Source organism: Micromonospora wenchangensis, from assembly GCF_002210435.1.
GTDB classification, from domain to species: domain Bacteria; phylum Actinomycetota; class Actinomycetes; order Mycobacteriales; family Micromonosporaceae; genus Micromonospora; species Micromonospora wenchangensis.
Window position 1 is genome coordinate 46,625 of the sequence record NZ_MZMV01000011.1, and the last position, 20,763, is coordinate 67,387.

Genomic DNA, 20,763 nt, shown 5'->3' on the forward strand with positions numbered 1-20,763 from the left:
GGAAGCCGCTCGTCCCGGGCGGGGCATTCCGGCTCGCGAGAGGACCCCTCGCTCACGGTTGCGGGTCAGCGCCGGCTTCTACCGGCTTCCCCCCACACGGGACGTATGCAGTTGTGTACCCGGCGCACCGGATGCCGACACGGTATCGCCCTGGCGTCGCAGGACGCCAGGGCGGCCGCCGACAGCCGACGCGCCGGTCACACCAGGGATGCCGTCAGGATCAGGGAACAGCGATGCTCGGCGCTGCGCCCGCCCCGAACGACCAGCCCTCGACACTGCCCGGAGCCGGGTTGTAGCTGCTCGCGCCCGACGAACTGTAGGACCACGACCCACCCGCCGGGGCATGCCAGTACGACCAGTAGGCGGTCGCCGGCGGCGTGTTGACACACGGCTCGGTCGCCGAGGTGGGCTTGCCGTTGATCCGGCAGACGAACGCCAGACCCCAGCGCGAGGTGCCGGTCACCGTGAAACCGGCCCCCTGCAGGGCGGCCACCCCGGTGGCCGGGTCGCCCAGGGCACACGCGACCTGCACGCCCCCGCCGAGCGCGGCGAAGTCGACCACGACGGTGACCCCTGTGGTGCCGGTGCAGGCGGCGGCGTGCGCCGCCTGCGGCGCGGGCTCCACGGCGGTCAGGGCGACGGCGGCGACGGCAGCGGCCACCAGCCTGGCCAGCCGCACGCGGACGATGGATTGGAGACGGAACACGTGTCCTCCCGGGTTCAGGTCGGCGCGACAGGTCATGGACAGGTGAGGACCGGTGCGCCGGAACCGGCGGCCGCAGCGGAGAGCGTGGCGTAGCCGTCGCCGGTCAGGCCCAGGACGGCCTGGCCGGTGGCGCGGGTGGCGGTGGCCGGGTCGAAGGTGCCGCCGTCGAAGTCGACCGCGCCCCGGTCGGCCGGCGCTGCGCCGCAACCCACCTGCAGGCCGACCAGGTACGCCCGTGCCCGCAACCAGGCCAACGGCCGGTGGCCGGCGCGCAGCGCCTGCGCGGCGAGCCCGGTGCTGTTGGCGTTCGGGACACCCGACGAGTCGGCGAAGCTGCCGTTGGCGCCCTGCACCGACACCAGCCAGCGCAGCCCGGCGGCAGCGTCGGCTGGGCGGCCCGCCGCCTGGAGCGCCTGCACCGCCAGTGCGGTGGCGTCCACATCGGAGGTACACACCGGCTGAGCGGGCAGCAGCGGGTATCCGCCGTCCGGGCAGCGGGTCCCGGCCAGCCAGATGGCGGCGGTCGCGGGCACACCGTGCGCCGTGCGGTCCAGGGCGAGGATCGCAAAGGACTGGCTGAACGCATTGCTGTAGTTGCCGTACGCGGACCGGTCGGTAAACCGGCCGCTGGGCGATTCCAGGCCCCGCAACCGGGCGATCAGATCGACACCGCCGACGTCGGTCGGGTCGCCCCCGCGAACCTGCACGGCGAGGGCGAGCTTCGCGGTCGCGCCGGCGTACGCCTCGGTGCCGCCGTCACCGACGTAACCGTCGCGGATGTCCGGTCGGGTGACCCAGTCCAGTGCCTGCGCGCCGAAGTCGTCGGCGACACCGGCGGCGGCGAAGGCGAACACCGCGTCGAGGGTCAACCCCTGGTCGGGGTAGGCGACGCCGTCGAAGACCACCTCGAATCGTTCACCGTCGACGAGTTGCCGCGCGAGCCAGCCGGCGGCGGCCCCGGCCCGGTCGACGCCGGGGTGCGCGGGTGCGGCGGTCGCAGGTGTGGCGAGGGTGAGAGCGGCGAGTACGCCGCAGAACAGGGCGAGCAGGCGGTGCCGGCTCAGGCGGACGACCATCGGAAGCGCCTTTCCGGCCCGGCGGTCGTCAGAACCCGGACGATCGCCACCGGCAGGCAGGATCGACCGGCCTCCGACCCGTGGGCCACGACGGGTGGGGAACGGAAAATCACGCGTGCGGCGGGTATTCGGGCTCGCCGTCAGGGGTGTCTGCCACCTCGACGACCTACCGTTGCGGGCCAGCGCCGGACTTCGACCGGACTTCCCCCACGCACACACGTTGATGGAGTTGTCGCGACAGTCTGATCTCCACGACAGTGGATGTCAATGCGCCATCGTACGAACACGGTTGGTGAGAACCGGCATGATCGCCGTCCTCTCCGGACGAAGCCGGCCGTACCCTTGCCACCTGACACGAACGCGGTCAGCAACGGCACATTGACTCACCGTCGCCCCCGGTGCGCAACGCTGCGGCCCGAAGCACCGCCGCATCGGGACCCGACGCGATATCGTGACACCGCAGTCGGTCCGCCACGCCACCACGTGGCGGCGCAAGAGGGAACCCGGTGCGAGACCGGGACTGCCCCGCAGCGGTGAGTGGGAACGACCGCCGTCATCAGCACTGGGCCCACACGGCCTGGGAAGCGACGGCCGGTAGGCCTGAGCACGACGCCCACGAGTCCGAAGACCTGCCCGCTGCCCACGTGCACCCGCACGCGGAGAGCTCGGCGACCTTCGAGGGCGGGTCGACCATCGCCGACAGCACGACATCCGGTGCTGCCTGCGACCGCACCGCTCTCAGCCGAGTTCGACGACTCGGCACAAGGAGACCCCGATGCAAGCGCCACCAGCACAACGACCCCGTCGGTCAACGTCCGATGCCGTGACCCCCGGCACCGCCGGCATGCTCGCCGAACGGAACGGCCAGTGAGTAGGCCCGCCGCACCACGTCACATCAGAATCGATGACGAAGATGTCGTCGTCCTCCCGGCAGCGGACTACGAACGTCTCGCCTCCGCGCGACGGCAACTCGGCGCACGCGAAGCGCGAAACCGCAGCCTGACCGACCAGGTGAACACCCTGAGCACACTGCTGGCCGACATCCGGCGCATCGTCGACTCGACGCCGCAGTGCTGTGCGACCCACCGCGACGCCGACAGCCGGATCCGTGACCTGCTAGATGCCCAGCGGATCCCGCGACCGCCGGGCTCGCCCACACCGACGCCATGAACCACTGCGACACCCACCCGGACGCCGCGCGGCACGCGACGGCATCATCCTGGGCCGCCCGATCCCGCCGGAGATGGGGTTCGCGCGAACGACTCATCCGCTCCGGGCGGACCCCAGGGGAGTCCGCCCGGGCCGGCCCAGTCAGCTCGCGCGGACCTCGGCGGCAGCCGCGACGAGGTGTCGGAGGGACGCCTCGACCTCGGCATAGGTGCGGGTCTTCAGACCACAGTCCGGGTTGACCCACAGCCGTCGGGCGGGCACGGCCGCGACGGCCCGACGGAGCGCGTCGACCACCTCATGGTGCGGTGGGACGCGGGGCGAGTGGATGTCCCACACCCCGGGGCCGACCCCCCGGCGATAGCCGATCGCGGCAAGGTCGTCGAGGATCTCCATCTTCGAACGCGACGCCTCGATGCTGGTGACGTCCGCGTCGAGCGCGTCGATGGCGGTGATCACCTCACCGAACTCGCTGTAGCACAGGTGGGTGTGGATCTGGGTGTCGTCGGCGACGCCGCCGGTGGCCAGCCGGAACGCGCCGACCGCCCAGTCCAGGTACACCTTCTGGTCGGCCCGACGCAGCGGCAGGGTCTCCCGCAGGGCAGGCTCGTCGACCTGGATGATCCGGATACCGGCGGCCTCCAGGTCGCGGCACTCGTCGCGCAGCGCGAGCGCCACCTGGTCGGCGGTGTCGGCCAACGGCTGGTCGGTCCGGACGAACGACCAGGCCAGGATGGTGACCGGCCCGGTGAGCATGCCCTTGACCGGACGGTCGGTCAGCGACTGGGCATAGGTGGACCACGCGACGGTCATCGGTGCCCGCCGGGCCACGTCGCCGTGGATGATCGGCGGACGGACACACCGGGACCCGTAGGACTGCACCCAACCGTGGGTGGTGGCGGCGAAACCGTCGAGTTGTTCGCCGAAGTACTGGACCATGTCGTTGCGTTCCGGCTCACCGTGCACCAGCACATCCAGGCCCAGCCGCTCCTGCAACCGGATGACCTGCTCCACCTCGACGCGCATCCGCTGCGTGTAGCCGGCGTCGTCGAGGGTGCCGGCGCGGTGCGCGGCACGGGCCCGGCGCAGCTCGGCGGTCTGCGGGAACGAACCGATCGTGGTGGTCGGCAGGTCCGGCAGCCCCAGCCGTTCCTGCTGGCGGGCGGCCCGCTCGGCGTAGTCGCCACGGTGCCGGTCGCTGGGGCGCAGCGCCGCCAACCGGCCACGCACGTCGTCGTGCCGCCACGCCGGCGGGGCGGGTGGCAACGGGGCCGGCAGGCTGGTGGTGCCGTCGCGCAGCGCACGCCCGAGCAGGACCACCTCGTCGACCTTCTGCCGGGCGAACGAGAGCCGCGCGGACAACTCCGGGTCGAGGGAGGTCTCGGCGGACAGGTCGACCGGCACGTGCAGCAGCGAACAGGACGTGGACACCGCCACGTGGTCGGCCAGTCCGGCGACCGTGGCACCGGCGGCGACGGCCGCCCGCAGATCCGTGCGCCAGATGTTGCGTCCGTCGACCAGGCCGGCGACGACGGTCTTGCCGCGCAGGGGACCGGCGGCGGCGAGCCGGCGCAGGTTGCCCGCACCGGCGACCAGGTCCAGGCCGATCGCCTCGACCGGGGTGTCCAGCAGCGCCGGCAGCGCGTCGCCGAGGTCACCGAAGTAGGTGGCGACGAAGATCCGGGGACGGTGGGGCAGCTCCCCGAGACGTTGGTAGGCGTGCCGCAGGCCGTCGATCTCGGCCGTGGTGCGGTCCGCGACGTAGGCGGGTTCGTCCAGTTGGACCCAGGCCACACCCGCGTCGGCCAGGGCGGTGAGGATCCGGGCGTACGTGTCGACCAGGTCGTCGAGCCGGGCGAACGGATCCTCGCCCTTGGCCAGCAGCAGGAAGGTGGCCGGCCCGACCAGCACCGGTCGGGTGGTGATGCCCAGGTCACGTGCCTGCGCGTACTCGCTCAGCGCCTTCGCCGGGTCGGCCGCGAACACGGTGTCGGGGTCGATCTCCGGCACCAGGTAGTGGTAGTTGGTGTCGAACCACTTGGTGAGTTCCAACGCTGGTGCGGCATCGACGCCACGGGCCATGGCGAAGTAGGTGTCGAGTTGCCCGAGGCCGAGGCGGGCGAAGCGGCGGGGGACCGCACCGACCGTGACGGCGGTGTCGAGCATGTGGTCGTAGTAGGAGAACGTGTTGGACGGGATCGCGTCGAGGCGGGCGTCGCGCAGCGTCCGCCACACCTCGGCCCGCAGCCCGGCCGCGACGTCCTCCAGGCCGGTGGCGTCCAGCGTGCCGGCCCAGTACGCCTCGACGGCCTTCTTCCACTCGCGGTGGGCGCCGATACGGGGATAGCCGAGCACGGTGCTCTGCCCGAATGAGGTGGTCACAGGTGGTCCTTCCCTCGCGGTGTCCGGCGACCACCCGAGAGGAAGACGGATACGCCACGGCGTAACCGGCATTCCGCCCTGGCCCTCCCGAGAGGCCGCCGACGGCGCGCACCGGCGGTACGCGCAGCGCTGGCAGGTCTTCGGACTCGTGGGCATGACACAGGGTCGCCTACTGGCCGTCGCTTCCCAGACCATGCGGTCCAGTGCTTCGTTGACGGCGGTCGTTCCCACTCACCGCTGCGGGGCAGTCCCGGTCTCACACCGGGTTCCCTCTTACGACGCCCCACCCGCGTACGGGAGAGGCGAACCAGCACCGCCCGCGATCCTACGCCCCACCGCCGCCCGCCGCGGCCGGCGTCCGAGGCGCGGGACACGATTCGCGCCTCTCGGCCATGGGCGGCAAGCCGCTCGACCGTCTGCACGGCCGGGGGCTCCCCGCTTCGCGGACCCGAGCCGGGCAGCAGCGCGATGGTCGCCGAGCCACCAGCGCTTTCACCACCGGAGCGTGCACTGCATCTGGCTACCATCGCTCTCCCCGGCCGGTGCCCTAGAATAGGCGTCGGTGCTGGTTCGCGCGGACCGTGACGGTCCGGGCGTCGTAAGAGGGAACCCGGTGGGAGACCGGGACTGCCCCGCAGCGGTGAGTGGGAACGACCGCCGTCACATGCACTGGATGCCCCTGGTGTCCGGGAAGCGACGGCCAGTAGGAGATCGGCCTGTCCGGTCGTGCCCACGAGTCCGAAGACCTGCCCGCGCCGCGTGCGTGACCACGCACGCCGCCGACGGCCTCGCGGGAGGGCCTGGGCGCGGCTGGCGACGGATCGCCCAGCCCTGCCGTCACCTTCCCCGATCCAGCGGCTGGCCACGCCGGACCTCAAGGGAAGGATCCCCAGGCAGATGACGTCCTCGCCCACCCCCGGTTACGGATTTGCCGCCGCCTGGCACGCCACGACAGGCAGCGAAGGGGACGAATCCCTTCTACTCGGCCCGGACGTGTCGCGGACGCTGACGTCCTACATTTGTCCGGGAGAGACCGTGCTCGACATCGCCGCGGATGAGTTCGCGATGGTGGCCGCCCAGGCCGGCGCGCACGTCACAGTGGTCGATGGATCGTCACAGCGCCTCGCTCAGGTGGCGTCCGACGCCCAGCGGCACGGCGTCACCGTCGACACCGTGCACGCGCTCTGGCCGCACGCGGCGGTCGCGCACCACGACGTGGTGGTCGGTGCCGGCGCGCTACGCCGGCACCGCGACTTGCCGGCGGCACTGCGCGCCATGGTGCTGCACGCCGACCGGCTACTGCTCTGCGTCGACGAGGCCGGCACGCCCGCACCGCACGAACAGGTCCTCGCGGCGTTGCTCGGAGCACCGGTGATCCGGCAGGCGCCCCGACATCTGCTCATCGCCGGGACGCTGGCCGAAATGGGTCTGGCCGCCGACGTGCGGATGGTGACCACCGTGCGGGCCGTCACCGTGGCCGACGAGACCGAACTGGTCCAGCGCCTGGCCGGGCGGTCGCTGCCCGGGCCGCTGGCCCGCCGGCTGCTGGACCTGCTCGCGTCGACGCTCAGCCGGACGCCGGCAGGGAACTGGCAGTATCGCTACCCGGCGGAGACCGGTCTGGTGGTGTGTCCGGTGTGACGGTCGGGTCGGCGAAACCGGCCAGCAGCCGCTCGGCGGCCACTGCCGGGGTGAGGGTGCCGGCGAGGACCTGCCGCTCGACCTGCGGAGCGAGGGTTCGCACGGTGGGATGCGTGTGGAGCCGGTCGAGCAGCTCGGCCCGCACCATCGCCCACACCCAGCCGATCTGCTGTCGTCGGCGCCGCTCGGCCAGTTCACCGGAGGCCGTCATGGTGTCCTGGTGGTGACGAATCTGCTGCCACACCTCGTCGAGGCCGGTCTCCTCCTGGGCGCTGCACGTGACAACCGGGGTATGCCACCCTGCGTCAGGTGGATGTATCAGGCGCAGCGCGCCGGCGAGCTCGCGGGCCGCTCGGCGGGCATCGGTCACGTGCGGCCCATCGGCCTTGTTGACGGCGATGACGTCGGCGAGTTCCAGCACGCCCTTTTTGATGCCCTGCAACTGGTCGCCAGTGCGGGCCAGGGTGAGCAGCAGAAACGAGTCGACCATGTCGGCGACCGTGGTCTCGGACTGGCCGACGCCGACGGTCTCGACCAGCACCACGTCGTAGCCGGCGGCTTCGAGCACCACGATCGCTTCCCGGGTGGCCTTGGCGACACCACCGAGCGTGCCGGCCGTGGGCGAGGGCCGGACGAATGCGGCCGGGTCGACGGCCAGGCGGGCCATGCGGGTCTTGTCACCGAGGATGCTCCCGCCGGTGCGGGTGGACGACGGGTCGACCGCGAGCACCGCCACCCGGTGTCCGGCGCCGGTCAGCCGGCAGCCGAGGGCGTCGATGAACGTGGACTTGCCGACGCCGGGTACCCCGGTGATACCGATGCGACGGGCGCCGCCGGCGTGCGGGGTGAGTGCCGCGAGCAGCTGCTGCGCCGCGCTGCGATGATCGGGTCGGGTGGACTCGACCAGGGTGATGGCCCGGGCGATCCACGCGCGCGAGTCAGCGCGCACCCCATCGACGTACGCCTCGACCGACGGGGTGCGCATCGTGCCGCTCACGCTTCCGGGTGACCGAGCCGCCGGGACAGCACGGTGAGCAGTTCCCGGGCGGCCTCGGCGATCACGGTGCCGGGCGGGAAGATGGCCGCGGCACCGGCCTCGCGCAGCGCGTCGAAGTCCTGCGGCGGGATCACACCCCCCACAATGATCATGATGTCGTCGCGGTCCAGGGCGGTCAGCTCCTCGCGCAGCGCCGGTACCAGCGTCAGATGGCCCGCGGCGAGGCTGGAGACACCGACGATGTGCACGTCAGCCTCAACCGCCTGCCGGGCCACCTCGCCGGGGGTCTGAAACAGCGGGCCCACGTCGACATCGAAACCGAGGTCGGCGAAGGCGGTAGCGATCACCTTCTGGCCGCGGTCGTGGCCGTCCTGGCCCATCTTGGCCACCAGGATGCGGGGCTGGCGGCCCTCGGCGACGGCGAACGCCACAGTGGCGGCGCGGACGCCCTCCAGCGCGGAAACCGCTCCCGCCTCGTGCCGGTACACCCCGGAAATGGTACGGATCTGCGCGGCGTGACGCCCGTACACCTTCTCCAGCGCGTCGGAGATCTCCCCGACGGTGGCCTTCGCCCGGGCCGCGTCGACCGCCAGAGCGAGCAGGTTGCCGTCCAGGCCCGGCCCGCGGGTACCGTCGAGGGCGGCACCGGCCGCCCGGGTCAACGCGTCCAACGCCGAGGTGCAGGTCTGCTCGTCGCGTTCCGCGCGCAGTCGGCGTAGCTTGTCCATCTGCTGCGTACGCACCGACCGGTTGTCGACCTTGAGCACGTCGATCGGCTCGTCGGCGTCCAGGCGGTACTTGTTGACGCCGATCACCGGCTGCCGACCAGAGTCGATGCGTGCCTGGGTACGCGCGGCGGCCTCCTCGATCCGCAGCTTCGGGATGCCCTCGTCGATGGCCCGGGCCATTCCACCGGCCGCCTCCACCTCGCGGATGTTCTGCCAGGCGCGGGCGGCCAGGTCGTGGGTGAGACGTTCCACGTAGGCGCTGCCGCCCCAGGGGTCGATCACCCGTGTGGTACCCGATTCCTGCTGAAGTACGAGCTGGGTGTTGCGGGCGATCCGCGCGGAAAAGTCGGTCGGCAGCGCCAACGCCTCATCGAGGGCGTTGGTGTGCAGGGACTGCGTATGCCCCTGGGTAGCGGCCATCGCCTCGACGCAGGTACGCACGACGTTGTTGAACACGTCCTGCGCGGTCAGCGACCAGCCGGAAGTCTGGCAGTGCGCCCGCAGACTCAGCGACTTGGGGTTCTTCGGGTGGAAGTCGCGCACCAGGCGGGCCCACAGCAGCCGTGCGGCCCGCAGCTTCGCCACCTCCATGAAGAAGTTCATCCCGATTGCCCAGAAGAAGGACAGCCGGGGCGCGAACGCGTCGATGTCCAGCCCAGCATCACAGCCGGCGCGCAGGTACTCGACGCCGTCGGCGAGGGTGTAGGCGAGTTCCAGGTCAGCGGTCGCGCCGGCTTCCTGGATGTGATAGCCGGAAATGGAAATCGAGTTGAACCGGGGCATCCGCGCCGAGGTGTAGGCGAAGATGTCGGAGATGATCCGCATCGATGGCTGCGGTGGGTAGATGTAGGTGTTGCGGACCATGAACTCCTTGAGGATGTCGTTCTGGATGGTGCCGGAGAGCTGCTCCGGCGCCACCCCCTGCTCCTCCGCGGCGACGATGTACAGGGCCAGCACCGGAAGGACGGCACCGTTCATGGTCATCGACACGCTCATCCGGTCCAACGGGATCTTGTCGAACAGTTGCCGCATGTCGTAGATGGAGTCGATCGCCACCCCGGCCATGCCCACGTCACCGGCGACACGGGGGTGATCCGAGTCGTAGCCACGGTGGGTCGGCAGGTCGAAGGCGACCGACAGCCCCTTCTGACCGGCAGCCAGGTTACGTCGGTAGAACGCGTTCGACTCCTGCGCGGTGGAGAACCCCGCATACTGGCGGATCGTCCACGGCTGCGTGGTGTACATGGTCGGGTACGGACCGCGCAGGTACGGGGCGACTCCCGGATACGTGCCCAGGAAGTCCACTCCGTCCCGGTCGGCCACGGTGTGCAGCGGGGCGACGTCGATGCCCTCCGGCGTATGCCAGGTCAGCGCCTCCGGCGCGCCACCGGTCTCGGCGCGCACTGCTTCGCGCCACCGGTCCAGGTCGGTGTCGGCGGCAGTCGGCGGTGCGCCGAGCTCGACGCCGCGGAAGTCGGGAATTCCCGCGCCCATCACGCCACCCCCAGGTCGTCCAGCGTCGTTTCCAGCACCGCGACCGCGTTGCAGCCCGCGAACAGATAGTCGTCCACGCCGCCGTAGCCGGCCGGTTTCCCGGCCAACCACACCCGCGACGCACCCGCAGCGCTCAACGCCCGCGCCACCACCTCCGCTGACTGCCCATACACCCGGTCGGAGGAGCACAGGCAGGCGACGCCGGCGCCGCTGACGGCGAACTCGGCAGCCAGCCGGGCCGGGTCATCATCCCCGACCGACGGCCGTACGGTGGCGATCCCACCGGCGGCGAAGAGGTTCGCGGCGAAGCCGGCCCGCGCGTTGTGCACCGCCACCGGCCCGAGAGTAGCCAGGAAAACGGTGGGCCGCCGGTCCGTGTCCGCCGTATGGGCTTCGGCGCGGTTCCGCAGCGCCTCGTACGCGTGGGCGTACCGATGTCGGGGCAGCCCGCCACCCGGCGGCGCAGGAGCGGGGGGCCGTGCCGGCAGCTGCTCGTCCAGATGCGGGAACTCACTGACCCCCGTCAGCGGGTTCCGACGGTGCGCCACGTTGTCGGCCCGCCGCTGCCATGTCGCGGCCAGCCGCTCAGCGACCATGCCGCCGTCCAGCGCCACGGCCATCCCACCGGCCTGCTCGATCTCGGTGAACCACGCCCACGCCGACCGGGCCAGTTCCTCGGTGTATCGCTCGACGTACCACGAGCCACCAGCAGGGTCGATCACCCGACCCACGTTCGCCTCTTCCAACAGCAGCGACTGGGTGTTGCGGGCGATCCGGCGGGCAAAGTCGTCCGGCAGCCCCAGGCAGTGGTCGAACGGCTGCACGGTCACCGCATCCGCGCCGCCGATACCGGCAGCGAAGCAGGCCAGCGTGGTGCGCAGCATGTTCACCCAAGGATCGCGGGCGGTCATCATCACCGTGGAGGTGACCGCGTGCTGGCGTTGCGCACCGTCCTGGGGCACCCCGCACACCTGCGCCACCCGAGCCCACAACCGGCGGGCCGCCCGCAGTTTCGCGATCGTGGCGAACTGGTCGGCGGTGGCTGCGTACCGGAACTCCAGCTGAGCGAACGCGGCCGCCACGCTCAGCCCGGCGGCAGTGAGGTCCCGTAGGTACGCCACGCCGGTGGCCACCGCACAGCCGAGCTCCTGCGCGTCCGATGCTCCCGCGTCGTGATAGGCCGTCGCGTCGACGGTCATCGACCGCAGTCCAGGAAAGCCGTCGGCGCAGCGACGGGCCCACTCACCCGTAGGGCCTTCCCACACCTGCCCGGTGCGCGCCAACCATCCGAGCGGATCCACACCGAGGCTGCCCCGCACCCCGGCCACTGGCACCCGCCGTTCGGCCAGCAGGGCGAACCACGTCGGCACAGCCTCGACCGCAGCGGCCCCGGCGTCCAGCACGACTCCGGCCAGGTCCAGATAGACGCCCTCCAGCACGGCCGGTAGCCCGGCCGGCGGCAGGCCGTGTTCGCCGAGCACCAGCCACAGGGAGGTGGCACCATGCTCCAGGTCGGCGCCGATCGCCTCGGCGGTGACCTTCAGGTCCGGGTCGGCGTGCCGCGGCCGGATGTCCCATCCTGCCGCTACCGCTCCCGTCGCCCGACCGCCGCGGGTGTAAGGGAACAGTCCCGGCGGCCCCGGCATCGGCGTCGGATCCTCGGCGGTGTACAACGGTGCCAGCGTTACCTCGTCGTCGTGATAAGCCAGCAGGTCCTCGACCGCGCCGACCGGAGTGTCATCGCCGGCAAGGCCGGACTTACGCAACACCCCCATGGTCAACCGCTGCCACTGCTCGCGTGTGGTGGCCGGGAAGTCGGCAGCGAGGGGAAGCGTCTCTGGCGGCACCTTCATGCCGGGATAGTAAGGGCAGCCTGGCAAGACGAGATCGGGATGTGATGACATCAACTACGAACGCGATTGCGTCATAACTACGACGAGGCCCAGCCCGGTCGTCTATGCCCCGGACCGAGCAGCCATGAGCAGCGCCCTCGACGAAACGCGGCCCGCCCATCCGGCACCCTAGGACGCGAAATGTTCACAAGTGCTGAATGTGGCGGCGTCTCGCGCCTCGGACACCTTCGGATCCGTACGGCGTCGTACGGTCGCGGCCGATGCTGGTTCGACTCTCCGGTTCTCGGGCTAGGCGTCTTTTAGGGCAACCCGGTGGAAGATCGGGATGGCCCCGCAGCAGTGAGTGGGAACGGCCGCCGTGAATGAAGCACCGAACCGCACGGTTCAGGGAAGCGGCAGCTCCGTACGCGGAGGACCACATCAAGGAAGAACCTGGTGCGGCGATCGGCGCGGCGGATGGCCCAGGTTGACGGCAGGTCGTGATGCGACTACCGCTACCGGCGGGTTAGCGTGGCGAGCAGGTACCGCAGCTCCACGATCTGTGTGTCGATTGGTGCGGGGGTCGGGTTGCGGATCAGGTGAGTGTCGCCTGGATGGATGTAGCGCACTGCGGGCCGTTCATCCGTGCCGCCAGCCAGGTCGACGATGAGCAGGGGTACCGGTCCCGCGCGCACAGTGTGTTCGTCTTCGGGGCGGGTCCTGAGGCGCTGGATGCGTACGTCGTCGGTGTTCAGGACCGCGGTCAGCGCTGCGCCCTCGGGTGCGTTCTCGGGCCAACCGTCGCTCGTGTCGATGAGGGCTTCGAGTGCTTCTCCCGAGGTGTCCTCGCCGAGGTCGAGTAGTTCGATGAGGCGGTTGCGGTACAGGCTGCGGCCCTGGTTGGTGAGCATGTGCACCGGGGAGACGGGGCGGTAGAGGGCTCCGCCCACCTGTTCGTTGATGAACCGGGCTGGGCTGCCGTTGAGCCAGTCCATGCGGCAGGCCGAGGTGTCGAGGCAGAGCACGAGGTACGGGTTGTGGTGCAGGTGCCAGGGCTGGCACTCGCCGGGGGCGAGGGCCACCTCCCAGACCCGTACCCGGGAATTGGCGAGCAGGACCCGCTGACCAACCTCGCCGAGCACGACGTTGCTGCCATCGGGGGAACGAACGACAGTGCCGGCGCTCATGGGTTCCTTTCGGCAGGCGGGTGCCCGGCCGGTGGCGGCGGGACCTTCAAGTGGGGACGGTCAGTCAGTGGCGGCGAGGGCGGCGATGCGCAGGGAGATCTCCCGGACGATGACGGGTAACTCCCTACCGGTGTGGTCGCTGGTGATGGCGAGGGCGAGTTCGGTGAGCAGGAGGAAGGCGTGGGCGCGTTCGGCGTCGTCGGTGAACGCGTCGGTGAGCGCCTGGACGCCGGCGAGGTCGCCGCGGTGGCGGGCCGCGACGATCCCCACGGCACGTTGCATCCCGGTCAGCAGAGCAGCGGCGTCGGGCGTCATGCGGCGCGGGCGAGGTCCCGCAGCCGGTCGAGCAGCTCCGCCGGATCTGCGTCTGCTCTGCCCTGGGCGGATGCGGCGCTGCCACCGCCCTTTCCCGCCAGGAGACGCTTGATCAGGTCGTTGGCGGCCAGGCCGCGTTGCACGCCGGCGGGGGTGACGGCGACGACGATGCTCGCCCCGCCGACGACGCCGACGACGCCGGGGCGGCGGCCGAGGCGATCGCGGACCTTCTCGGCGAGACGGCGGGCGTCGCCGGTGGTCGTGATACCGGCGTAGGCAACGCCGTCGAGGTCGACGGCGTTGGCGGCGTACGTGTCGGCGTCCAGGTCGATGAGCCGGCCGCGCAGGTCGTCAGCCTCGCGTTCGGTCTGCTTGAGTCGCGCCAGCAGGGTGGTGATCCGGTCGGGAAGTTCCTCGGGGCGGGCCTTGAGCTGGGCGGCGAGTTGGGTGACGAGGTCGCGTTCGCGGGCCAGATACCGAAACGCCTCGATTCCGGTGACCGCTTCGATGCGACGGTGGCCGGCACCGACCGATGATTCGCCGGTGAGCGCGAGGGAGCCGATCTGCGCGGAGTGCGCGACGTGGGTGCCGCCGCACAGCTCACGGGACCACTCGCCACCGATCTCGACGACCCGGACGGTGTCGTCGTAGGTTTCGCCGAACAGCGCCAGGGCGCCCTCGGCGCGGGCCTGTGCCAGCGGCAGGTGGCGGACCTCGACGGGCAGGTCACGGCGGATCGCCAGATTGGCGACCTCCTCGATCTCACTGCGGGTGGTGTCGCTCAGGCCACCACGCCAGGCGAAGTCCAGGCGCAGGTAGCCGGGCCGGTTGTACGAGCCCGACTGCAGCGCGTTCGGCCCGAGGACCTGGCGCAGTGCGGCATGCACGACATGCGTGCCCGAGTGGGCCTGCCGGGCGCCGATGCGCCACTCGGGGTCGACTGCGGCGTGTACCGGGTCACCGACGGTGAGGCTGCCTTCGAGGATCCGGACGGTGTGCGCGATCAGGCCCTTGACCGGTCGCTGCACGTCGATGATCTCGGCGCGCAGGTTCGGGCCGGTGAGCAGGCCGGCGTCGGAGTCCTGTCCGCCGCTCTCGGCGTAGAACGGGGTGCGGTCGAGTGCGATGGTGACGATGTCGCCGGCCCCGGCGGTGTTCACCGTCGCGCCGCCGGACCAGATCGCGACGACCCGGGATTCGGTGTCGAGCGTTTCGTAGGCCAACCAGTCCGTGGGTCCGTGTGCGTCCAGCACCGTCCGGTAGGCCGACAGGTCGGTGTGGCCGGTCTTGCGGGCCTTCGCGTCGGCCTTCGCGCGGGCGCGCTGCTCGGTCATCAGGGCCCGGAACCCGTCGGCGTCCACGGTCAGGCCCTGCTCGTTGGCGATCTCCAGGGTGAGGTCGATCGGGAAGCCGTACGTGTCGTGCAGTTGGAACGCCTTGTCGCCGGGCAGTGACGAACGTCCGGCTTTCTTGGTCTCGGCGATCGCGGTGTCGAGGATGGTGGTGCCGGCGCGCAGCGTGCCGAGGAAGGTGTCCTCCTCGGCGTAGGCGGCCGAGGAGATGCGGTCGAAGTCGGCGGCGAGTTCCGGGTATGACGGGGCCATGCAGTCGCGGGCGACGGGTAGCAGCTCGGGCAGGGCCTTGCCGTGCCAGCCGAGCAGGCGCATGGCGCGGATCGCACGGCGCATGATCCGCCGCAGCACGTAGCCGCGGCCTTCGTTGGACGGGGTGACCCCGTCGCCGATGAGCATGAGCGAGGTGCGGACGTGGTCGGCGATGACCCGCAGACGGACGTCGTCGGGGTGGGACTGGTTGGCCGCCTGCCCGGAGTGCACCCCGTACCGCTTGCCGGTCAGGTCGGCGGCCCTGGCCAGAATGGGACGCACTTCGTCGATCTCGTAGAGGTTGTCCACCCCCTGCAGGATCGAGGCGATCCGTTCCAGGCCCATCCCGGTGTCGATGTTCTTGTTCGGCAGTTCGCCGATGATCCGGAAGTCGGTCTTCGACGCCACGTCAGTGATCTCGTACTGCATGAACACGAGGTTCCAGAACTCCAGGTAGCGATCCTCGTCGACCTCCGGGCCGCCCTCGGCGCCGTAGGCCGGGCCGCGGTCGTAGTACAGCTCGGAACAGGGACCCGCCGGGCCGGGGATGCCCATCGACCAGAAGTTGTCCGCCTTGCCCCGCCGCACGATGCGCTCGACCGGCACGCCGGTCTTGAGCCACAGGTCGTACGCCTCGTCGTCGTCCAGGTAGACCGTCGCCCAGATTCGTTCCGGGTCCAACCCGAAACCACCCTGCTCCACCGGGGTGGTCGACAGCTCCCAGGCGAGGGGGATCGCCCCGGCCTTGAAGTAGTCGCCGAACGAGAAGTTGCCGTTCATCTGGAAGAACGTGCCGTGCCGGCTGGTCTTGCCCACCTCGTCGATGTCCGGCGTGCGGATGCACTTCTGCACCGACGTGGCCGTCCGGTAGGGCGCGGCCTGCTGGCCGAGGAAGTAGGGGACGAACTGCACCATCCCGGCGTTGATGAACAGCAGGTTCGGATCCGAGATCGCGGGCAGCGGTGCCGAGGGCACCACCGTGTGTCCGTTGGCCTCGAAGTGCGCCAGGAAGCGCCGCTTGATCTCCGCCGTCTGCACAACGCCCCCTTATTGCCGCATCTTTGCAACTGCAGTCTATTGGCAGGAGGGTGAGGCGGTTCGGGACGCCCCACGGTCGACCGCCCCGCTCGACTGTCCGTGGTGCGGTGCGGCCAGCGAGCCGACTGGGGAGGACGGCAGGCACTGCGCGAGCGCGGGTTCCGGTCGGTGCCGCCGTCACGTCTGGCGGCACCGACCGGATGACCACCGCCGTCAGCTGTCGGGCGGGGTGGCGGTGGCGGCGACGAGCAGGGACAGTTCCCGCACGAGATCGTCCATGGACTGGCCGCTCTGCGCGCGGAGCAGCCCGAGGCTCAGATCGGCCAGCAGGTAGAAGCCGAGGCTCTTGGCCTGCTCGGAACCGAACGCGGCGAGCAGCTCCTCGGCGCCGTCGAGGTCACCGCGGTGCTTGGCCGCGATGACCCCGGCGGCGCGTTGGACCAGTTCGGCCGCTGCCGGGGTGGGGCTGGTCACGCCGATCAGATCTTTGGCGTGGTGGCGCGGGCGGCGTCGAAGCGGGCGATCACGTCCGACCAGTTGACCAGGTTCCACAGCCGGTCGACGTAGTCCGGCCGGACGTTGCGGTACTGCAGGTAGTAGGCGTGCTCCCAGGCGTCGAAGACCAGCAGCGGAACGGAGCCCTGGCCGACGTTGCCGTGGTGGTCGTAGACCTGCTCCACGATCAGCCGCTGCCCGAGTGGTTCCCAGGCCAGCACGCCCCATCCGGAGCCCTGCACGCCCTTGGTGGCGGCGGACAGCTGCCCGGCGAACGCGTCGAACGTACCGAAGTGCTCCTCGATCGCGGCGGCCAGCTCGCCGTCGGGACGGTCACCGCCGTCCGGGGAGAGGTTGCCCCAGAAGATCGAGTGCAGCACGTGCCCGGACAGGTTGAACGCGTACGTCTTCTCCAGGCCGACCAGGGTCGAGAAGTCTCCCTTCGCGCGGGCCTCGGCGAGCTGCTCCAGGCCGTCGTTGGCGCCCTTGACGTACGCGGCGTGGTGCTTGTCGTGATGCAGCTCCAGGATCTGCCCCGACATGGCCGGCTCCAGCGCGCCGTAGTCGTAGGGCAGATCGGGCAGGGTATAGACCGCCATCAGAACTCCTCGGGTTGCTGCCAAGTTGGTGCTCTTGCCACTATCTTGCAATAGATCCGGTGACTGTGCGGCGAGGAGTGGCGGTTGACCACGTCGGAGACCGAGCGCGTGAACGCTGCGGTGCAGCGACTACGCCGCGCTGGCCTGCGCAACACCGCAGCCCGCCGCGGAGTACTCGACCAACTCGCCCACGCCGTGGGCGGCCGCGGGCACCTCAGCGTGAGTGAGCTGCATCACGCGCTGCTCGCCCGTGGCGTGGTCGTGGAACTGTCGACGGTGCACCGGGTGCTGCGGCAACTGGTCGAGCTGGGCATCGCCCACACGGTGCCGGTCGGCAGGACGACGACCTTCGGGCTCGCCGACGACATCCATCACCACGCCGTCTGCGGCACCTGCGGCGACATGCGGCAGCTACCGGCCGAGGCGGTCGCGGCGAGCGTGGCCGCCGCCCGCGCTGTCGGGATCGACACAGACCAGTCGGGCCATCCCAACGGTGTCGTCGTCTACGGGCGGTGTGTGCGGTGCCGGACGACGGACCGCTAAGGACCGCACCCGCCGGTGCACATTTCGCCCCGGCTTCGGTCACACTCGAACGTCCGTCGCGCGCTCACGGCACCGGGGTGGGCAACCGCAGCGGGCTGACCGGCACTTACTCACTGGCCCTCCGTGCGACGGCACTGGCCAACGCGCGGCTCGAAGACCCTGCGGACGTGTGGGTGCTGCTGGCGGACCAGCCGTGGCTGCGCGACATTGCCACGGAAGCCGACCTGCACACACTGCGGGTGGCCGGACATCGCCTGCGCGAGGTGTTCCAGACCGTGACGGCGGGACACGAGCGGGAGGCAGTCGACCGTCTCAACGGCCTGCTGACCCGGTATCGGGTTCGGCCGACGATTTCCGGCACCTACGCGGGCGACTGGCATATCCACGTCGCCGCACCCGGCACTCCTCCAGTTGAGTACCTCGCTGCTGCCGTGTGGGGACTCGCCGTATGGCTGTGCCAAAGGGGGATCGATCGACTCGGCGTCTGCGCGGAACCCCGATGCCACAACGCGTTCCTCGATGACAGCAGCAACCGATGCCGCCGGTTCTGCTCCGACCGTTGCGCCACCCGCAACCACGTCCGAGCCCACCGCGCCAGACGCCGCGCCACCCACCCCTGACCGCCGCCCGACCAGACCGACGCGCCCGTACCCAGTCCGCAGTATCAAGCGGCGGGAGACCCTTACTGCAAAGTTATGGCAACTACCTATGATTGGCAATTGTGCAAACCTCGGCCGGCGCTCCGCGCCCGATCACCCGTTACGGCACCCCCGTGCTGCACCGCCGCTGCGCCGAGGTGACCGACTTCGATGACAGGCTCGTCCAGCTCGTCGCCGACATGTTCGCCAGCATGTACGCCGCCCACGGCGTCGGTCTGGCCGCCAACCAGATCGGCGTCGACGCACGGATCTTCGTCGTCGACTGCCCCGACGCCACCGGTACCCACACCGTCGCCACCGTCATCAACCCGGTTCTGCACCTACCCGAGCACCGCGAGTTGGTGACCGACTCCGAGGGCTGCCTGTCCGTCCCCGGCCAGCACGCCGACCTGGCCCGCTGCGCCACCGCCACCGTCACCGGGTTCGACCTCGACGGCCAGGAGATCCGGCTCGACGGCACCGGCACCCTCGCCCGCTGCTTCCAACACGAGGTCGACCACCTCGACGGCCTCGCCTACGTCGACCGGCTCCCCACCAAACTCCGCAAACAGATCCTCGCCGCCAGCGCCGAACACCCCGGCGTCGGCGCCGGCGCGGCGCAGGACGCCTGACCGATGCCGGTCGTCCTCGGCATCGAGACCTCCTGCGACGAGACCGGCGTCGGCATCGTCGCCGATGGCATCCTGCTCGGCGACGCCCTCGCCACCAGCATGGACGAGCACGCCCGCTTCGGTGGCGTCGTCCCCGAGATCGCCGCCCGCGCGCACCTGCACGCCGTCACCCCCATGGTCCGCCACGCCCTCGACCGCGCCGGGATCAGCTACGGCGACATCGACGCCGTAGCCGCCACCGCCGGACCCGGCCTCGCCACCGCCGTGCAGGTCGGCCTCGCCGCCGGCAAGGCATACGCCCTCGCCCTCGGCGTCCCCCTCTACGGCGTCCACCACCTCGCCGGCCACGCCGCCGTCGACACCCTCGAACACGGCCCCCTACCCGATCGCTGCGTCGCACTCATCGTCTCCGGCGGACACACCTCACTCCTCCTGCTCGGCGACCTCGCCCGCGACCCCGTCATCCACCTTGGTGACACCGTCGACGACGCCGCCGGCGAAGCCTTCGACAAAGTCGCCCGCCTCCTCGGCCTGCCCTACCCCGGCGGACCCGCCATCGACCGCATCGCCCAGAACGGCAACCCTGACGCCATCACCTTCCCGCGCCCCATGACCAGCCCCCACGACCCGCCCTACCAATTCTCCTTCTCCGGCCTCAAGACCGCCGTCGCCCGCTGGATCGAAAAGCACGGGGACCAGCCCGTACCCGTGGCCGACGTCGCCGCCTCCTTCCAGGAGGCCGTCGCGGACACCCTCACGCAGAAAGCCATCGCCGCCTGCCGCGACCACCACGCGGACACGCTGCTGCTTGTCGGTGGTGTCGCCGCCAACATTCGGGTGCGACATCTCGCCGAACAACGTGCCGCCACCGCCGGAGTGCGGCTGCGCGTACCCTCACCACGACTCTGCACCGACAACGGTGCCATGATCGCCGCCGTCGGCGACCTACTCGTCCGCGCGAACGTCGCGCCGGACCGACTCGATCTCAGCGCAGACCCGTCCGCCGTCCTACGCGGCGCGCTCCTACACGGCCCACGCGGGACCGCGTAGATTTCCGGGCGCCCGACCCGACGTCCGGCCACATCAACGGCTCAGGACTGAGACCGGTAGGACGCGCGGGTCGGAGGGGAATGGCCGGCGACGTACGATCGCGGTGGTGGCGAGGCGTAACGCCGAGATCCCGGCACTGGTGCGAGGGAGGGGTCAGGGTGTTTGGTCGGAAGAAGAAGCTCGACGCTATGGTGGCGCAGCTCAGGCCTGACCTGAGCCGGGAGTCGCTGGGCGTCGGGCCCGGCTTCCCGGGCGTCGCCCCGAATCCGCTCCTGAGCAGTGATGCACGCAAGCGCAATGCGGAACTGCGTACAGGGGCGCTTGCGCTCGGTGTCCTCGTCGGCTGGCGGGAGGTGAACAGCAACCCTCGCGTGGTCCTGATGTTCGACGTGGAGACCGCCGAGGGCATCTCGTTCCGCGGTGTCGCCGACGAAGACCTCACGATCACCGAGCTCGCCCGACTCGCCCCAGGACAGACGTTGCCCGTGCGCTACCGGCCGGCCGTCATGGACCACTACGTCGCCCTCGCCCGGGACGCGGACCCCGCCCGTGTGCGGCAACTCTCTGACCAGATCGCGAGCCGCAAGCGGACCTGACCGGGAACCCCCGGCACCGGGTGCGGGTTGTGCCGTGACCATG

18 protein-coding genes and 4 riboswitches are annotated in these 20,763 nt (G+C 70.7%); of the genes, 7 read left to right on the plus strand and 11 right to left on the minus strand.

Annotated elements, in window-relative coordinates; all coding sequences use genetic code 11:
- Window positions 1-220: 220 nt before the first annotated feature.
- Both B5D80_RS08900 and B5D80_RS08905 read right to left on the minus strand, forming a co-directional pair.
- Window positions 221-706 (minus strand): hypothetical protein, encoded by a 486-nt coding sequence (locus B5D80_RS08900; protein ID WP_088643325.1) that lies wholly within the window; start codon window positions 704-706, stop codon window positions 221-223.
- Window positions 707-738: 32 nt separating this feature from the next.
- Complete coding sequence (locus B5D80_RS08905; RefSeq protein WP_088643326.1) at window positions 739-1,782, minus strand: peptidase; 1,044 nt, start codon at window positions 1,780-1,782, stop codon at window positions 739-741.
- A 102-nt stretch (window positions 1,783-1,884) separates the two neighbouring features.
- A riboswitch (cobalamin riboswitch) is annotated at window positions 1,885-2,013 on the minus strand.
- Window positions 2,014-2,229: 216 nt separating this feature from the next.
- A riboswitch (cobalamin riboswitch) is annotated at window positions 2,230-2,433 on the plus strand.
- 216 nt (window positions 2,434-2,649) lie between these two features.
- Between B5D80_RS08905 and B5D80_RS32845 the strand changes: the two genes are divergently transcribed.
- Complete coding sequence (locus tag B5D80_RS32845) at window positions 2,650-2,952, plus strand: hypothetical protein (protein ID WP_144081613.1); 303 nt, start codon at window positions 2,650-2,652, stop codon at window positions 2,950-2,952.
- Window positions 2,953-3,093: 141 nt separating this feature from the next.
- Here B5D80_RS32845 and metE read toward each other — a convergent pair whose 3' ends face one another.
- Complete coding sequence (gene metE, locus B5D80_RS08910; protein WP_088643327.1) at window positions 3,094-5,331, minus strand: 5-methyltetrahydropteroyltriglutamate--homocysteine S-methyltransferase; 2,238 nt, start codon at window positions 5,329-5,331, stop codon at window positions 3,094-3,096.
- A gap of 114 nt (window positions 5,332-5,445) precedes the next feature.
- Window positions 5,446-5,658, minus strand: a riboswitch (cobalamin riboswitch).
- A gap of 222 nt (window positions 5,659-5,880) precedes the next feature.
- Window positions 5,881-6,099: riboswitch (cobalamin riboswitch) on the plus strand.
- 267 nt (window positions 6,100-6,366) lie between these two features.
- On the opposite strand from metE, the gene B5D80_RS08915 reads away from it, so the two are divergent.
- Entirely contained in the window at window positions 6,367-6,972 is a 606-nt protein-coding gene (locus tag B5D80_RS08915) for a class I SAM-dependent methyltransferase (RefSeq protein WP_088643328.1), read from the plus strand.
- Here B5D80_RS08915 and meaB read toward each other — a convergent pair.
- The 8 genes from meaB to B5D80_RS08955 form a co-directional block, all read right to left on the minus strand.
- Window positions 6,899-7,969 (minus strand): methylmalonyl Co-A mutase-associated GTPase MeaB, encoded by a 1,071-nt coding sequence (gene meaB / locus B5D80_RS08920; RefSeq protein ID WP_245854364.1) that lies wholly within the window; start codon window positions 7,967-7,969, stop codon window positions 6,899-6,901. The genes B5D80_RS08915 and meaB overlap by 74 nt on opposite strands.
- Window positions 7,966-10,191, minus strand: coding sequence for a methylmalonyl-CoA mutase (gene scpA / locus B5D80_RS08925; RefSeq protein WP_088643329.1), 2,226 nt, complete (start codon window positions 10,189-10,191; stop codon window positions 7,966-7,968). Before scpA ends, meaB begins: the two co-directional genes overlap by 4 nt.
- The gene (locus tag B5D80_RS08930) at window positions 10,191-12,044 is read right to left on the minus strand and encodes a methylmalonyl-CoA mutase family protein (protein WP_088643330.1); all 1,854 of its coding nucleotides are present in this window, start codon (window positions 12,042-12,044) and stop codon (window positions 10,191-10,193) included. Before B5D80_RS08930 ends, scpA begins: the two co-directional genes overlap by 1 nt.
- A gap of 494 nt (window positions 12,045-12,538) precedes the next feature.
- Window positions 12,539-13,210: a hypothetical protein gene (locus B5D80_RS33865; protein ID WP_211291441.1), complete on the minus strand. Its 672-nt coding sequence runs from the start codon at window positions 13,208-13,210 to the stop codon at window positions 12,539-12,541.
- A gap of 60 nt (window positions 13,211-13,270) precedes the next feature.
- A complete protein-coding gene (locus B5D80_RS08940) occupies window positions 13,271-13,525 on the minus strand; it encodes a superoxide dismutase (RefSeq protein WP_088643331.1) in 255 nt (84 codons plus the stop codon).
- Window positions 13,522-16,167 (minus strand): alanine--tRNA ligase, encoded by a 2,646-nt coding sequence (alaS, locus tag B5D80_RS08945; protein WP_088643332.1) that lies wholly within the window; start codon window positions 16,165-16,167, stop codon window positions 13,522-13,524. The genes B5D80_RS08940 and alaS overlap by 4 nt, the downstream gene beginning before the upstream one ends.
- 213 nt (window positions 16,168-16,380) lie before the next feature.
- A complete protein-coding gene (locus tag B5D80_RS08950; RefSeq protein WP_088643333.1) occupies window positions 16,381-16,641 on the minus strand; it encodes a superoxide dismutase in 261 nt (86 codons plus the stop codon).
- 5 nt (window positions 16,642-16,646) lie between these two features.
- Window positions 16,647-17,261 (minus strand): superoxide dismutase, encoded by a 615-nt coding sequence (locus B5D80_RS08955; protein WP_088643334.1) that lies wholly within the window; start codon window positions 17,259-17,261, stop codon window positions 16,647-16,649.
- 84 nt (window positions 17,262-17,345) lie between these two features.
- Between B5D80_RS08955 and B5D80_RS08960 the strand changes: the two genes are divergently transcribed.
- The 5 genes from B5D80_RS08960 to B5D80_RS08980 all read left to right on the plus strand — a co-directional run bounded on the left by B5D80_RS08960 (window position 17,346) and on the right by B5D80_RS08980 (window position 20,720).
- Window positions 17,346-17,804, plus strand: coding sequence for a Fur family transcriptional regulator (locus tag B5D80_RS08960; protein ID WP_158224149.1), 459 nt, complete (start codon window positions 17,346-17,348; stop codon window positions 17,802-17,804).
- Between the two features lie 77 nt (window positions 17,805-17,881).
- A complete protein-coding gene (locus B5D80_RS08965) occupies window positions 17,882-18,424 on the plus strand; it encodes a CGNR zinc finger domain-containing protein (RefSeq protein ID WP_245854366.1) in 543 nt (180 codons plus the stop codon).
- 101 nt (window positions 18,425-18,525) lie between these two features.
- A complete protein-coding gene (def, locus tag B5D80_RS08970) occupies window positions 18,526-19,074 on the plus strand; it encodes a peptide deformylase (protein WP_088643336.1) in 549 nt (182 codons plus the stop codon).
- Between the two features lie 3 nt (window positions 19,075-19,077).
- Window positions 19,078-20,124 (plus strand): tRNA (adenosine(37)-N6)-threonylcarbamoyltransferase complex transferase subunit TsaD, encoded by a 1,047-nt coding sequence (gene tsaD, locus B5D80_RS08975; protein WP_088643337.1) that lies wholly within the window; start codon window positions 19,078-19,080, stop codon window positions 20,122-20,124.
- Window positions 20,125-20,282: 158 nt separating this feature from the next.
- Complete coding sequence (locus B5D80_RS08980) at window positions 20,283-20,720, plus strand: hypothetical protein (RefSeq protein WP_088643338.1); 438 nt, start codon at window positions 20,283-20,285, stop codon at window positions 20,718-20,720.
- Window positions 20,721-20,763 lie beyond the last annotated feature (43 nt).

What these genes read in the sequence shown, in the direction of transcription:
- B5D80_RS08905 (WP_088643326.1), bottom strand. Translation starts at nt 1,782, where the DNA reads ATGGTCGTCCGCCTGAGCCGGCACCGCCTGCTCGCCCTGTTCTGCGGC.
- scpA (WP_088643329.1), bottom strand. Translation starts at nt 10,191, where the DNA reads ATGGGCGCGGGAATTCCCGACTTCCGCGGCGTCGAGCTCGGCGCACCG.
- B5D80_RS08930 (WP_088643330.1), bottom strand. Translation starts at nt 12,044, where the DNA reads ATGAAGGTGCCGCCAGAGACGCTTCCCCTCGCTGCCGACTTCCCGGCC.
- B5D80_RS33865 (WP_211291441.1), bottom strand. Translation starts at nt 13,210, where the DNA reads ATGAGCGCCGGCACTGTCGTTCGTTCCCCCGATGGCAGCAACGTCGTG.
- B5D80_RS08940 (WP_088643331.1), bottom strand. Translation starts at nt 13,525, where the DNA reads ATGACGCCCGACGCCGCTGCTCTGCTGACCGGGATGCAACGTGCCGTG.
- B5D80_RS08955 (WP_088643334.1), bottom strand. Translation starts at nt 17,261, where the DNA reads ATGGCGGTCTATACCCTGCCCGATCTGCCCTACGACTACGGCGCGCTG.
- tsaD (WP_088643337.1), top strand. Translation starts at nt 19,078, where the DNA reads ATGCCGGTCGTCCTCGGCATCGAGACCTCCTGCGACGAGACCGGCGTC.